General features: G+C 59.4%; 10 protein-coding genes. 4 read left to right on the forward strand and 6 right to left on the reverse strand.

Features of this window, described 5'->3' with window-relative positions; genetic code table 11:
- Positions 1-64: 64 nt before the first annotated feature.
- A complete protein-coding gene (locus K8U03_25500) occupies positions 65-586 on the reverse strand; it encodes a hypothetical protein (GenBank protein MCE9608255.1) in 522 nt (173 codons plus the stop codon).
- A gap of 127 nt (positions 587-713) precedes the next feature.
- On the opposite strand from K8U03_25500, the gene K8U03_25505 reads away from it, so the two are divergent.
- The 3 genes from K8U03_25505 (at position 714) to K8U03_25515 (ending at position 4,050) form a co-directional block, all read left to right on the forward strand.
- A complete protein-coding gene (locus K8U03_25505; GenBank protein ID MCE9608256.1) occupies positions 714-1,358 on the forward strand; it encodes an alpha/beta hydrolase in 645 nt (214 codons plus the stop codon).
- A gap of 65 nt (positions 1,359-1,423) precedes the next feature.
- Positions 1,424-2,098, forward strand: coding sequence for a DUF1080 domain-containing protein (locus K8U03_25510; protein ID MCE9608257.1), 675 nt, complete (start codon positions 1,424-1,426; stop codon positions 2,096-2,098).
- Between the two features lie 128 nt (positions 2,099-2,226).
- The gene (locus K8U03_25515) at positions 2,227-4,050 is read left to right on the forward strand and encodes an IGHMBP2 family helicase (GenBank protein ID MCE9608258.1); all 1,824 of its coding nucleotides are present in this window, start codon (positions 2,227-2,229) and stop codon (positions 4,048-4,050) included.
- Positions 4,051-4,079: 29 nt separating this feature from the next.
- Here K8U03_25515 and K8U03_25520 read toward each other — a convergent pair whose 3' ends face one another.
- From K8U03_25520 to K8U03_25530, 3 genes are all read right to left on the reverse strand, one after another.
- Positions 4,080-7,778 (reverse strand): pre-peptidase C-terminal domain-containing protein, encoded by a 3,699-nt coding sequence (locus tag K8U03_25520; protein ID MCE9608259.1) that lies wholly within the window; start codon positions 7,776-7,778, stop codon positions 4,080-4,082.
- 66 nt (positions 7,779-7,844) lie between these two features.
- The gene (locus tag K8U03_25525) at positions 7,845-9,932 is read right to left on the reverse strand and encodes a DUF1549 and DUF1553 domain-containing protein (GenBank protein MCE9608260.1); all 2,088 of its coding nucleotides are present in this window, start codon (positions 9,930-9,932) and stop codon (positions 7,845-7,847) included.
- A 564-nt stretch (positions 9,933-10,496) separates the two neighbouring features.
- Complete coding sequence (locus K8U03_25530) at positions 10,497-11,885, reverse strand: DUF1501 domain-containing protein (GenBank protein MCE9608261.1); 1,389 nt, start codon at positions 11,883-11,885, stop codon at positions 10,497-10,499.
- Between the two features lie 283 nt (positions 11,886-12,168).
- Here K8U03_25530 and K8U03_25535 point away from each other — a divergent pair, with 283 nt between their 5' ends.
- Positions 12,169-13,197: a substrate-binding domain-containing protein gene (locus K8U03_25535; GenBank protein ID MCE9608262.1), complete on the forward strand. Its 1,029-nt coding sequence runs from the start codon at positions 12,169-12,171 to the stop codon at positions 13,195-13,197.
- Between the two features lie 137 nt (positions 13,198-13,334).
- Here the strand turns inward: K8U03_25535 and K8U03_25540 are convergent, their stop codons facing one another.
- Complete coding sequence (locus K8U03_25540; protein MCE9608263.1) at positions 13,335-13,517, reverse strand: Flp family type IVb pilin; 183 nt, start codon at positions 13,515-13,517, stop codon at positions 13,335-13,337.
- Between the two features lie 178 nt (positions 13,518-13,695).
- Positions 13,696-13,878 (reverse strand): Flp family type IVb pilin, encoded by a 183-nt coding sequence (locus K8U03_25545; protein MCE9608264.1) that lies wholly within the window; start codon positions 13,876-13,878, stop codon positions 13,696-13,698.
- Positions 13,879-14,127 lie beyond the last annotated feature (249 nt).

Consider the following 14,127-nt stretch of genomic DNA (forward strand, 5'->3'; position numbering starts at 1 on the left):
AGCCGGTGGGCGTTAGCCCCCGGTTCCCGAACGTCGAGACCATCGCCGGGTCCGTTCCGTCCCTCTATTGCTTAGCGCGAATCGTCGTAACGACTTCCGCAAACTTCGCGACCGTCAGCTTCTCGATCACTTCGTACGGCATGTCGGTATCGGCCGCCTTTTGCAGCGCGCTCTTAGGGATCGCGATCTTCAGCTTCTCCTCGATTTCCATCACGGCATCGGCCATGTCTAAGTTGCTCGCCTTCAACGTGGACAATGTCGACTTCGGATCGACCGCTTCCGGTTTGATCTTCAATATCTTAGCGAGCACATCCTGCACGACTTTCAAGTCTTCCGCCGCGGTGCTCTTCTTGAGGACGGGAGTTCCGAGGGGAGGTTCGCCGGCCGGCAAGGAAGCCGCTTCCGGTGCCGATGCAGTCGGCTTCGGAGTCGAGGCGACAATCGGTGTTGCTACGGGGGCTGCGATCGGAGCGGCGGCCGTCGCCGTCGGCTTCGCCGGTTCCGGTTTTACAGCCTCGGGCTTGCTGCAACCAAGAACGATTCCGCACAAGAAGGCCGTCGCGATGGTTCTATAGATGACGCACATGTTCTCGCCTCTTCGGTGATTTGACGGATAATAACCCCGGCAATATAACGGCCTCCGGGCAACGGTGAAACGGGCTAGCTTCAAGAACGGTACATTGCCCGCCGTTTGCCGGAGAACATAACGTCCGATGACATCGCGAATTCTGTTGCTTTCGGGAATGACACCGAACGATCGAATTTTCGATCGGCTGCTGCCGCTGTTGCCAACCGCATCGATCGTTCGCTGGATCGAGCCGTTCAAGAATGAATCCCTTTCCGAATATACTCTTCGCTTGGCGGAAACCATTCCCGTCCAAGAGCCGACAATTGTCTGCGGAGTGTCTTTCGGCGGTGTCGTTGCGCGCGAACTCGCGGTCCGGTTAAACTCCAAAACGTGCGTAGTTATTTCGTCGATTCAAAGCCCAAGTCAGCTTCCCCCGTGGTTCCGAATGCTTCGCCCCTGCGCACGGTACGGATTTGCTCATTTTCTAAATGGCATAGGTACTCTCGCCGCTGCCGTCCCGCGGCGTATTCGCACAGGATCAACTCTGCGTCTAACAAAGCTGGCAGGCGATCGTGGTTCGTGGTATCGGTGGGTAACAACCGCGTTTCTAAACTGGAAGCCGACATTGGAACTCGACGTCGCCTCCTCCCTTCAAGTTCATGGTGATCGCGACACTACGTTTCCGATTCGTTACATTAAGCCGAACATAACCATTTGTGGCGGCGGACACGTTTTGCCGTTAACGCATAGCGTTGAGATTGCCGAAATCCTCAACGGCCTTGCTAATTAGATGCGTCCGGACGCGTGTGGCGAATTTCATCTAATTGCGACGAACGCTTCAGCAGGGAACGTGTTATGCGATCGACTCTCATCATAATTATTACAGTCTTTGCCGTTTTCGCGTTACGATCGAGCAAGTCGATTCTTCTCGCGGATGATAAATCTACAGATGCCGTAGTCGGAAAACCGGCCTCTCTCTTCGACGGCAAGACGCTCACCGGCTGGAAGATCACCGAGTTCGGCGGTCAGGGAGACGTGACCGTGGCCGACGGGAAGATCGTGCTGGAGATGGGAAGCAACATGACCGGCATCACGCTGGCCGAGACGGTGAAACTTCCCCAACTCGATTACGAGATCACGCTCGAAGCGATGCGCGTCGACGGCGATGATTTCTTTTGCGGGCTCACGTTTCCCGTCGGCGACAAGGCATTGAGCTTCATCGTCGGCGGATGGGGAGGGGCGACCGTCGGGCTTTCAAGCCTCGACGGGGCCGATGCTTCCACCAACGAGACGACGACCTATCAAGATTTCGACCGCAACAAGTGGTATAAGCTTCGCGTCGCCGTAACGCAAAAGCGAGTTCAGGCTTGGATCGACGAGAAGAAAGTAGTCGACGTCGAGCACACAGGCCGGAAACTATCGATTCGCTCCGAGGTCGAGCTTTCCCGACCGCTCGGCATCAGTACCTGGCTTACGAAGGCCGCATTGCGTAACATCACGATCCGCCGCTTGCCTGCCGCCATAAAGTAACGCAACACTCGTCTCTTCGTTCGCATGGAGTTCGCTCGTTGCACGAGAATCATTTCGATCGCTTGCTGCGCCTCTTGCAACTTGAAGCCGAAGCGGAAGCGGAGCAGTTGAGAGCCCGAGCCCAACGGATGTCGGGGCGCGAGGCCGAGCGGCTCGGCAATACGCTCATCGAAATGGCGATCGAGGAAGAGACGGCAGGCCTCGGCGGGCGCTGGCTGCTTACGTTCTGCAAACGCAACCGAACGCTGCGGCTGCCGTGGAATCGATTCAGTCGCGGCACCCCGGTCGTCCTCACGCCGCAAGAGACCGACGATAAGATGCTGCTACGCGGCATCGTCAGCGATCGGGCCGACCGGACGATCACGATCGCGCTCTCATCGGTGCCCGACGACTATGAAGAGGTTCCGTCGTGGCGCATCGACTATGCCAGCGACGAACGAGCCCGCGAGCGACAGCGCGATGCCTTGCGTTCGGCCCGCGACTCGGAACGGGGGCGGCTGCCGCAATGGCGCAAGTTGCTTTTAGGGGAGAAGGCTCCAATCTTTCGCACACCGTCGCCGAGCAGTTCGCCGTTCAAACCGCTCTCGACGGCGCTCAACGAATCGCAACTCGACGCGGTGAAATTCGTGTTATCGGCCGAGCATTTCGCGATCGTGCATGGCCCGCCCGGCACGGGGAAGACGACGACGATCGTTGAGTTCATTCGACAAACCGTCGCGCGCAAGGAGAAGGTGCTGGCCTGCGCGCCGAGCAACATGGGGGTCGATAATCTGCTCGAACGGCTCGTCGTGCGCGGAGTTCGGGCCGTACGGCTCGGGCATCCGGCGCGCGTCTCCGCGCCGCTGCGCGAGCACACGCTCGATTATCTTACGGAGAGCCATCCCGACATGGCGGTCGCCGAACGACTGTTGCGCGAAGCGGAGAAGCTTTTCCGGAGGGCCGGGAAGTATACGCGAGCGAAGCCCATGCGCGGCGAGAAGCAGGCCATCCGCGCCGAAGCGAAAGCGTTGTCGAACGAAGCCCGACGATTGGAACGGACCATCGAAGCCCATCTGCTCGACGAAGCCGAGGTCGTCTGCTGCACGCTGACCGGCGTCGACGGCGAGGTGCTCGGCGATCGCGAGTTCGAGTGGGTTGTCGTCGATGAGGCGGCGCAAGCGACCGAGCCGCAGACTTGGATCCCGCTTTCGCGTGGGAAGCGACTCGTGCTCGCCGGCGACCATCGCCAACTCCCGCCGACCGTCGTCTCGGCCGAGGCCGCGGCGCAGGGCTTTGCGGTGAGCCTGATGGAGCGGCTCATGCAAACCGAAGGAAAGGACCGCTCACGAATGCTGAGCGTGCAGTACCGGATGCACGAAGCGATCATGAATTTTTCGTCGCGGCAGTTTTACGACGGCAAGCTCACCGCAGATCCGAGCGTCGCCGGGCATCTGCTATGTGACTTGAAGGATGTAGAGTCGAACGCCGCGACGACCGTGCCGCTCGAGTTCGTGGATACGGCCGGCGCCAGCTACGATGAATCGACACAACCCGACGGCGAAAGCCGGCTCAACGAGCAAGAGGCGGCGCTGGTCGTCCGGAAAACGAAAGCATTGCTCGCCGCCGGCCTGGAGCCGCGGCAGATCGCGATCATCGCGCCGTATGCGGCGCAGGTGCGGTTGCTGCGCGATTTGCTCGACGAGCCGGGCCTCGAGATCGATTCCGTCGACGGCTTCCAGGGACGCGAGAAAGAAGCCGTGATCGTGACGCTCGTCCGCAGCAATCCGGAAGGGGAGATCGGCTTCCTCGGCGATGTGCGGCGCATGAACGTCGCACTAACCCGTGCGAAGCGGAAACTGACCGTCGTCGGCGACTCGGCCACGCTCGGCGGCCATCCCTTCTACCGCGACCTGCTCGAATACTTCGAGCAAGCCGGCGCCTATCACAGCATTTGGGAAGAGCCGCCGGAATAGTCACCCGTCTTCAAGACCTATGACTTCGACTATTTCGCCGGCGCGGCGACGGGAGCTTGTCCGCTCGGGGCAACATCCGCGCGTACCAAAGTCGATGGCTTCCGCACCTTGAGCATCACGGCAGGCGAGGCCTCGAAATCGACCTTCGCGCCTCCGGCTTTCGCAGTCAACGTTTGCGCAAACACTAGGCGATCGGTCTCCGGCACCCAATCGAAACAGGTCAGGAAGATCTGACGCTCGGTCTCGCCCGCAGGAATGAGAATGCCGTTGAGACCGATGTTGTCGACGATCACGCCGTGGGGCAAGTTCAACACGTCGAAGCCCATGCGATCGGTGAAGCCCGCGCGGTCGATCTTCAGCTTCGCCGAGATCGTCGTGCCGGGGGCGATCGTTAGTTCGGCCGGTTCGAGCTTTACCGTCAGCTTCGGCTTCTCTTCAAGCGTGACGCTCGAAAATCCGTCCATCGGCTTGACGACATCCTTTCCGGAGATCTGTGCCCGAGCGCTCCATTTCAACTTCTTCCACACATCATCGGCCACCAGCTTCGCACCAGAGGTTGCCGTCAGAACGGCCTTCGCCTGATTGTGCCCCGCCTGCACGACGACCGGCTGCGAGATCGTGTAGCCGTCCGGCAAGCCGGCGACGTCGATCGTGATATCGTCTTCGAAGTCGTCCACGCGCTCGGCGTTGAACGTGACGGTCGTACCGCTGCCGAGATGCACGTTCGGCTTAAGATTAAGAATAGCGACGGTGAAGTCGGGCCGAGGCTCGCGAATCGTGAGGCGATAGAAAAACCGTTCCCCGCCGAAGCCGCGCACATCGGACACTCGAACGAGGTACTCGCCGTCGGCAGGAGCCGTGAACGTGAGGCGCGAGTCGCCGACGAGCTTGCGAAGCGCGTCGTCGTCGTTGGCGTAGTTCAACGTGAAGGTCGGCAAACCGTTGTAGACGAGCGACGTGCCGATCGGATGCGGCTCGACGATGTAAACCGCTTCATCGAGCGCGTGCCCTGCGGCGCTTGTGTCGAAGTAGCCGCGCCGGCGCCCGGCCGATTGGTAGAACTCAAATCCGGAGTCGGGCCCGCGCGGCTTACGAAACAATTTCACGACCTCGCCCGACAGGTAGGCATATTGATTCAATTCCATTTCTTCCCAATTGAAGAAACGGCACTCGTTGGCAAGCGAGTCGACGCTACGGAACGTGACGTAACTGTCGCGCACCGCTTGCAGCAACACACGCGGAACCGGCTTACCGTCGCCCGCGAGCACTTCGATCTTCGTATCGAGCGGCGACCCGCGCCGCGCGGCTTCCGTTTCGATGATCCACGACTGCCCCTTCTTCGAGGCGAAGCGTACGAGATCGACGTCGACGACGGAACCGGCTTTCGTCGGTGCGATGCGACCGGCGACGAAGGCCGGCGTGGCGACGATTTTCGTCACAGCGGGTGCGTCGTTCGGCTCCAACTCCACGGACTCGGCATCCATCGTCGCCGCGACTTTCAACGGCTTGGAAGTGCGATACTTTTCCGCATCGATGGCGACGTTTAGCTCGCCCACGGCGGTCGGCTTCACCGTCGTTGCAGCACCTGCCGGCAAATTGAAACCGACGAGTTCCAAGGTCGACTCACGGCCCACGGCGACATTCATCGGAAACACGCCGGTAACGAGCGGAAACGTGCCGACCGAGAGGCGATAAAAATGCTGCGGCGAGCCGGTCATCGCTTGGTCGTTGACGCGAACCGTGTAAAGACCGTCTTGCGGCACCGTGTAAGCGATCAGCGGATCTTGCGTCGAGTCGAAGTCGTTGTTCGCGGCGACCGTTTCACCGGCGGGATCGAGCAGAGCCAAGAAGCCATTGAGCATCGAGCCAAGCGACTTCGCTTCGATGCGGCAAACGAGCGTCTGGCCTTTCTTGGCCTGGAAGCGGAAGTGGTCGACGTCGCCCGGCACGGTGCATGCACCCCAAGCACCCGTGTTCTCAACAATCGTTGCGCTGCTCTTCGCAAGATTATTCGGCTCGACCTCGCTTGCTTGAGCCAAATCGTCGATGTTCAGCATCACCGGGCCGGCCTTGGGAGCCGGAGCTTCGCTCGTGCCGGCCATCGCAACCAAGCGATACTCGCCGCGCGGCAGTTTGCCGTCCGGAGTAATTTCGACCGTAGTCGATGTCGCCATTCGACTTGTCTCAACGACTTTCGCCGTCGCAGTCACAGGCTTTCCATCCGGGCCGCTCAAAACGACATTCGTGACACCGAGCATCGCCGTTCCACGAAGCGTAATCAGCGTCGGCTTGCCGCGCTCGATGCCGCGGGGTTCAAGCGAAACGATCTGCGGCAGCATCGGCGACCTGAGCTTCGCGGTAGCCGTGTCGTAGACGGCGAACGTGCCGTCCATGCGCCCCAGTGCGAGCGTCTTCCCGTCGGCGGTGAGAGCGAGGCCGGCGACCCAGTCGGGCTGTTTTTCCAAGGCGCGAGTTTCCATGATCGTCGTGGGATTCCACAGCCGGACGATTCGATCTTCGCCCGACGAGACGAGCGTTTTGCCGTCGGCCGAATAAGCCAACTTCAATACCGACCCTTCATGGGCAAACCGCGTGATCGTCAACGGGTTTGTGTTTTCTTTGGCAGTCGGGCTAATGCTCCACAGCCGAATGCGGTTATCGGCTCCGCCCGCAACGATAGTCTTACCATCGGGACTGAACGCCACGGCATAGAGTTCCTTCGTCGATTGCGAGAAGGTATCGAGACGGGCTCCGGTCTTTACGTCCCAAAGTTTCACGGTTCGATCTGCGCCGCAACTCGCGAGGATCGTTCCCGCGGGATTGAACGAAAGATCGAACACCGCGCCGTTGTGGCCAACGAAAGTTTTCGTTTCCTTGCCGGTTGCGGCATTGCCGGAAGCAACATCCCACAACTTGATCGTCTGATCATAGCTTGCCGTAGCAAGCGTTCGGCCATCGGCTGCGAGAGCGACGGCGTAGAGGCTATCGCGATGACCCGTAAACGTACGAACGAGCTTTCCTTCGCGGACGTTCCAGAGTTGCGCCTCGCCGAAAAGGCCCGGTTCGCCGGCCGCAACCGCCAGCAATGTGCCGTCGCGCGAGAACTCAAGATCGGTCACAGGACCGCGAATTCCGGAAAGCGTTCGAACGACGGCTTGCTCATCGAGCGACATGATACGGACTTCACCATGACCGGCCACGGCTGCAAGCGGATCGGTCGGGCTCACGGACACCGCGGCAATCGCGTTACGCGCCGGAGCCGAGAGCTTAACTTTCGGTGTGACGAGAACGGTCGGGTCGGGCACCGCACCGTTCGGGCCCTTTGCCCCCGCGGCAATCCACGACTTCAGCACCGAGATCTCTTTCACTGTCGGGGCTTCGTTCCCTTCCGGCGGCATGATCGGCTTCGCTTTTCCTTCCAACATCAACACCAGCCGGCTTTGCTCCACTTGGCCCGGCACGACGACGAGGCCTCCTGCGCCTCCTTTGCGCAAGTCGGCAAACGATTCTAGATTCAGTTTTCCTTCCAGGTCTTTTCCGTTGTGGCAACTGTTGCAATAGGTCTTCAAGATCGGCGCAATATCGCGAGCGAAATCCGGCGCATGAGGAATTGTCGCCTCCACGGCGGGCTTCTTCTCGATTTGTTTCGTGTCGGCAGCTTGCGATATCGCCGATGATCCGACGAAGAACAAACCGGCAACGACGTTAGCAAAGAATCGATTCAACATGGCGGCGATCTCAAAAAAGCAAATCCGACGGCAAAGGACACGGAGCGAGACGGGCAGGCCTAGGCGCTAATGATTAAACAAAAATTCCTTGCTGCTCAGGATGCTCCAATACACGTCTTCCCACGCCGCCCGTTTCTCGGCGGCGGAAATGGCGCCGAGCTCTTTCACCAGTCGATCCCGTTCGGCCGGCGTCGGGTTGCGCGAGAGGGCGGCGAGAAAGACTTCTTCCAGCATCGCAAGGTCGGTCTTGCCGGCGGCGAGCGCCTTGCCGACGACGTTGTCTTTCGCCTTAAGCTTCTCGTTCATCGTGCCGCCGTTGGAGATATGCAGCACTTGCACCATCGTCGGCTGATCGGTTCGCTCGCAAGTGCAAGTGACCAAGCGCTCCGGCCGACCGAAGGTCGACAGAAAGTACGAAGCTGCCGACGACGAAGGCAACTGCATGGCCCGCCACCCTTCGGGAAAGCCGGTGAAAGGGGTCGGCGTCGAGGTCACGCCGGAAACGGCATCGAGCATGACTTCGGCCATCAGCCGCTTCGGGTAGTAGCGAGAGTAGAAGCGATCGTCGAGTTTGTTCTCTTCCTCGGGCACGCTACTTCTTTGATACGCGGCCGATTGCAGAATGGCTCGCATGAGCGACTTGAGGTGGAACTTATTGTCGACGAGATATTTGGCGGCAGCGTCGAGCAATTCGCCGTTGCTCGGCGGATTCGTGAGTCGCAGATCGTCGACCGGCTCGACGATTCCGCGGCCGAAAAAGTTGGCCCAGATGCGGTTCGTGATCGCGCGGGCGAAGTATGGGTTCTCCGGTGCGGTGAGCCATTTCGCGAGATGGATGCGTCGATCGCGCGGGTCCTCGAGCGCGATCGCTTCCCCATCGAGCGGAGTCGGGGCTCGCGGCTTGCCGGTGAGCGGCTGCACGAGGTCTCCGGCGACGTCGCTAAAGACGATCGACGATTTGTTCGCCGCATCCGACTTCACGCGGACGCGCGCAAACAGATTCGCCATCGAATAGTATTGGTCGTTCGTCCACTTTTCGAGCGGGTGATTGTGGCAACGCGCGCAATTGATATTGAGCCCGAGGAAGGCGACCGAGGTGGTCTCTGCGAGATCAAGAGGATCTTGGTGAAGCAGAAAGTAGTTCGACGCGCCATTTTCGAGATTGCTTCCGGAAGCCGTAACGAGTTCTCGAACCATGGCGTCCCAAGGAGTGTCGGCTTCGACGTGGTTGCGCACCCAGGAGTAGTACGACCAGAGCAAAGCTTGGTCTTTGTTATCGGCTGTGCCGAAGCGGAGGCGCTCGCCGTTGACCAAGAGCAGGTCCGACCATTTATAGGCCCAGTAGTCGATGAACTCGGGACGAGCAAGAATCGCTTCGATGAGTTTGTCGCGTTTCTTCGGATCGGCGTCGGCAAGGAACGTACGCGACTCTTCGGCCGTCGGCAAGATGCCGAGCGTGTCGACATACGCACGTCGAATGAACTCGCCATCGGTGCAATGGGCCGAGGGCTTGATGCCGAGGCTTTGCAGCTTATTAACGATCGAGGCGTCGATGAAGTTATTGCGAGGCGACTTCGCGAAGACTTCCGTCGGGATCTTCGTTTCTTGCGGCACCGTGATCGATGCGGTTGCGACCTTGCTCAAGTACCAGGCCGTAACGGCTCCTTCGCCGTAGCCGACCGTGGTGGCAAGCCCTTCGCCGTCGATCTGCACGGCCGATTCGTTCGCCGAAGTAAACAAGGTCCAACGCGTCACGTCTTCCACACGGCCGTCGGTGAAGTGGGCCTGTACGAGAAGCTGTTGCTTGGCATCTTTTTTCAGCACGGCATTACGCGGCAAGATTTCGATCCGTGTGATACGAGCATCTTGCGGCGTCGGGCCAGGCGTGCCGGCGGCGATCCACTCGGAAATGATTTTGTATTCCAGCGAATCGACACGGAAGCGAAGGCCTCCTTTATGCGCGACGGCACCGGTCGGCTTCGTGAGCAAAAGACTCCGGCCGGGATCGGTCGGTGTGATGCGTCGGCCGCGGGCCTGTCGCGTGAGAATCGTGTAGTCTCCCTCCGGATCGTAGCCGCGAAGCGAAAGCTTGAAACCGGCCTTGCCGGACTGCGAACCGTGGCAAGGCCCACTGGTGCAACCGGTCTTGAGCATCACGCTTTCGACATGGTTGCGGAAGCTCCAAACAAAGGGCTTGTCCATGTCGACGACTTTGACTTGAACGGACGCTTCCGACTTCGCAGCTTGCTTGTCCATCGAGCCGAGGGTCGCGGTGATCGTCGCCGTGCCGTTGCCGACCGGGATCGCCGTCTGGTTCTCGATACGCAGAACCTTTTCATCGCTCGACTTGAACGAAATCGGGTTCGCCACGGACATGCCGACATACCGACCCTCGACTCGGCTTTCTAAGACGAGCGGCTGGCGACAGGCGGGGCCGAAGAGCGTAAAGTCGCCCGGCAGGATCTCGAACGTCATCTTCGACGCGGGTGGTGCCAATGATGCCGCCTGCGATGTGCCCGAAGCAGCGATGGGCTGCGCCGGAGCCGCAGCGAAAGCCTGTTGCGACAACGGTATGAAACCAAAGACGACGGCGGCGAAGACGAGAGGTTGCAGCGCGGTGCGCAAAGACTTCATGCAAACAGACTCCGACGTTTCGCAAGCGCGCGAAACGAATTGGCGGGGCAGGGGCGGCAAACCGACGTGACTTTCAAGCGCGGACTAGAACAACTCTTTGATCTCGGTCTTGCCCGAGTCGACCAAGGAGAAGGGGCGACCTTGAGGACCGGGCAAATGCGATTCGAGATCGAAGCCGAGCGAATGGAAGATCGTGCCGACGACTTCGCCCGAATCGACCGGGCGCTCTGCCGGAACGCCGCCGATCTGATCGCTGCGACCGACGACGCGGCCTCCTTGGATACCGCCGCCGGCGAACTTAACGGTCCAGCACTGCGGCCAATGGTCGCGACCGCCGGCGGGGTTGATGCGCGGCGTTCGCCCGAACTCAGCGAGGTTGCAGACGAGCGTGTCGTCGAGCATCCCGCGCTGTACGAGGTCTTCGAGCAAAGCGCTGTAGCCTTGATCATAAGCCGGGGCGACGATGTCGCGCATTCCTTCAATCGACGTAAAAGGCTTCGAGCCGTGGATGTCCCAAGTGATTTCATCGAACACGGTGATGAAGGTGTTCACGGTGACGAAGCGCACTCCGGCCTCGATGAGTCGGCGGGCCAGCAAACAACTTTGGCCGAAGCGGTTCAGGCCGTACCGCTCGCGAACTTTTTGCGGCTCTTTCGAGAGATCGAAAGCATCGCGGGCTTGCGTGCTCGTCATCAATCGGAATGCGGACTCGAAGCTGCTATCGAGGAGTTGAGCGTCGGCCGTGGCTTCGAAATTCTTCACCGTGTCGTCGACGATCGAGCGCAAGCGACGGCGACGATCAAGCCGTGCCGTACCGATCTCGGTCGGCGGGAGCATGTCGGGAACTTTGAAGTTCGGTTGCGAAGGATCGGCCATCAGCGCAAACGGATCGTGCGCCTTACCGAGGAAGCCTGCGTCTTGTCCATGCGGTAAGTTGCCGCCGGTGCGACCCATAGGCTCGGGAAGGATGACGTGCGCCGGCAAGTCGGTACGCCGGCCCATCAAGTAACTGGTCACGCAACCGGCATGCGGTGTGTTGATACCGCCGGTGAAGAGGCGGCCGGTCTGCATCATCTGGTGACCGGTGTCGTGTACGGCGGCGGCCGTGTGATAGCACGATCGGACAAGAGAAAACTTATCCGCGTGCTTCGCCATCAGCGGAAAGATTTCCGAAATCTGAATGTCGGGCGAGTTCGTGGCGATCGGCTTGAAAGGGCCGCGGATTTCGCTGGGAGCGTCCGGCTTCATGTCCCAAGTATCGACTTGGCTCGGGGCACCGAGATTGAAGATCATGATGACGGAGCGTTTGTCGTTGCCCGGCTTCGCGGCGGCAACGGCTTTCGCGCGGGCTTCGGCCGCGGCAAGATCGGCCAGCGTAAGGCCGATGGCGCCGAGCGAGCCGGCTTGGAGAAAGTCGCGCCGCGTGACGCCGCTGCAAGTACGAGTGGATCCGTCGCCCGTGATGCGCAACATGCAGAGAACTCCCAAGAAAGCAGAGGCGTTTCGAGACGGTTCGGCGGCAGATTCAGGAATGGAGCAGGGCGAGGCGTGACAGCAAAAACACGCCTCTTCAAAACCCAACTTTGCGGTGGTATGGCAGCCTATCAAGACTAGCGTCGATTATCGATCCGAGCGAGGGAAAAGTCAAACCAGTTTGAAACCGAACTGATATGATATAGATGTCGATTTTCAGCGAAATCGACCTGTCTACGAATGACTTTTCCCTTCCCGTCTCGGAAACGCGGCTCCTAAGCAAATGTCTTTGCGACGCACCGAAAAAGTCGATCAAGTGCGACAACAGCTGATCGATCGAATTCATAACGGATTCTTCCGCGCAGGGGATCGATTTCTCTCGAATCGCGAGACGGCCGATCAGTTCGGCATCAGTTATCAAACGGCACATCGATTGATCGTCGAACTTTGCGGCGAAGGGATGCTCGAACGGAGACCGAAGTCGGGCACGTACGTTCCCGGAGACAAGACGAAACTCGTCGGCGTGCAATTATTGTTTCATCCACGCGCTGCGCAGGCTGGGAGCTTCGGCTCGAAGTTGCTGACGCTTCTGCAACGGAAGCTCGAAGCGGAAGGGATCGATATGACCTGCGATCTCTATGCGAAGAAACCGAAGCCCGCAACCAACCGATTGCCGATCATTTGGGAAATGACGGAAATGACGGCTGCCTGCACGGCGCGGCAAGTGCCCGCCATACTGATTAACCAGCGTGCGGCCTCGGGCTTGGAGTCGCTGTATGTCGATAGCGTGTCGACCGATGACTTCTCCGGGGGCGTGTGCGCGGCGCAAGTGCTCGGCGAACGGGTGAAAAAGAAGCGTGGGTTCACGGCCGTATCAGGACCGGAGGGAGACTCGCGCAGCAACTTACGCTTGCAAGGTTTCTTGAGCGTGTTGCCGGCTAACGTCGTTTGTGCGGGGAACTGGTTTTTCGATCAAGGCTACGCCGCTGCCGAACAAATTTTGAAAAGCGCGAAGGCCGGGATCTTTTGCGTGAACGACCAGCTCGCGTCGGGCGTGCTGCAATGGTGCGTCGATCATAGTCGGAGTTGCCCACCGATCGTCGGCTTCGACGACGCCCCCGTCGCCGAAAAATGGAACCTCACGACCATCAGCTTGCCGTGGGAAGAGATGCTCGACGGGGTTGTGAGGATCGCGAAGCTCCGGCTGACCAGCGACCGCTCGGCGAGCTCGCACCAGATGTTTCACCCGCGGCCGATACTAAGACGGCTGGACCGACGAGAGCCGAACGCGGAGCAGACTGACGGCGCGTAATTGCATGGCGTCGGGGCGGTGGCATGAAACGAAAAAACCCTTCGCCGCTCGAAAGCGACGAAGGGTTCGTGGATCGATTGCCATGCCGCACCGGCTGGCAGCGGTCTGCCTACGGTAATCGGCACGAATGGCTTCGACTAGCTAGCCGAGGTCAACGAGCTGGAGACCTTCGAGAAGGTAGCGTTGGCGTTGGTGCCGAGCGATTGAATCGTCGTCAAGCAGACCACCACGATCAAAGCCAACATCACCGCGTATTCCACGGCCGTCGGGCCGTCTTCCGACTTCAAAAACTTCTGGATCTTCAAGGCGAATGTCTTCATGATTGCGTCTCCGCGAAAAAAGCTTTTAACGCCGGCGTCGAAGTGAAAGTTCTACGACGTAGCGGCAAGTGATAAAGTGCCGAGCGATTGATTTCGTCGTCGCATCGACTCGTACAATGCAAACCTAGGTCGGATCGCGAGCTCGTCAAATTTCGACGAACATTTTTTCTCAAGTCGTTCAACTGGCGCTTGTAAGCGACGTCGAGACTTTAGAAAACGTGGTGTTGGCGTTCGTGCCGAGTGTGCGAATCGTGGTCAGACACACGACGACGATCAGCGCCAACATCACGGCGTATTCCACGGCCGTCGGACCATCCTCGGAGCGGATAAAGGACTGAATTTTCTTGACTAGCTTATGCATAGGAAAGACACCCATAACTTTTCGGAAAGGAATCTCGGTCGATCAGGTGCGATCCTCCTTAGGGAGTTGGCACACCAAACCGTATGTCGCATTTTTCTGCACGGCGGCGAAAAACAGTGCCTTTGCGGAAAATTGCCATGAAAAAAGCCCGCGACAACTTGACGCGGTCAGAAAAATAAGCCTTTGCTGTGCCGAGCTCTTTCGATCGAGAGATGTTGTGTGAACGGCTCCGGCCGTAAACGAAAGAAG

It is taken from the genome of Planctomycetia bacterium, from assembly GCA_021413845.1.
Lineage (GTDB): Bacteria > Planctomycetota > Planctomycetia > Pirellulales > PNKZ01 > PNKZ01.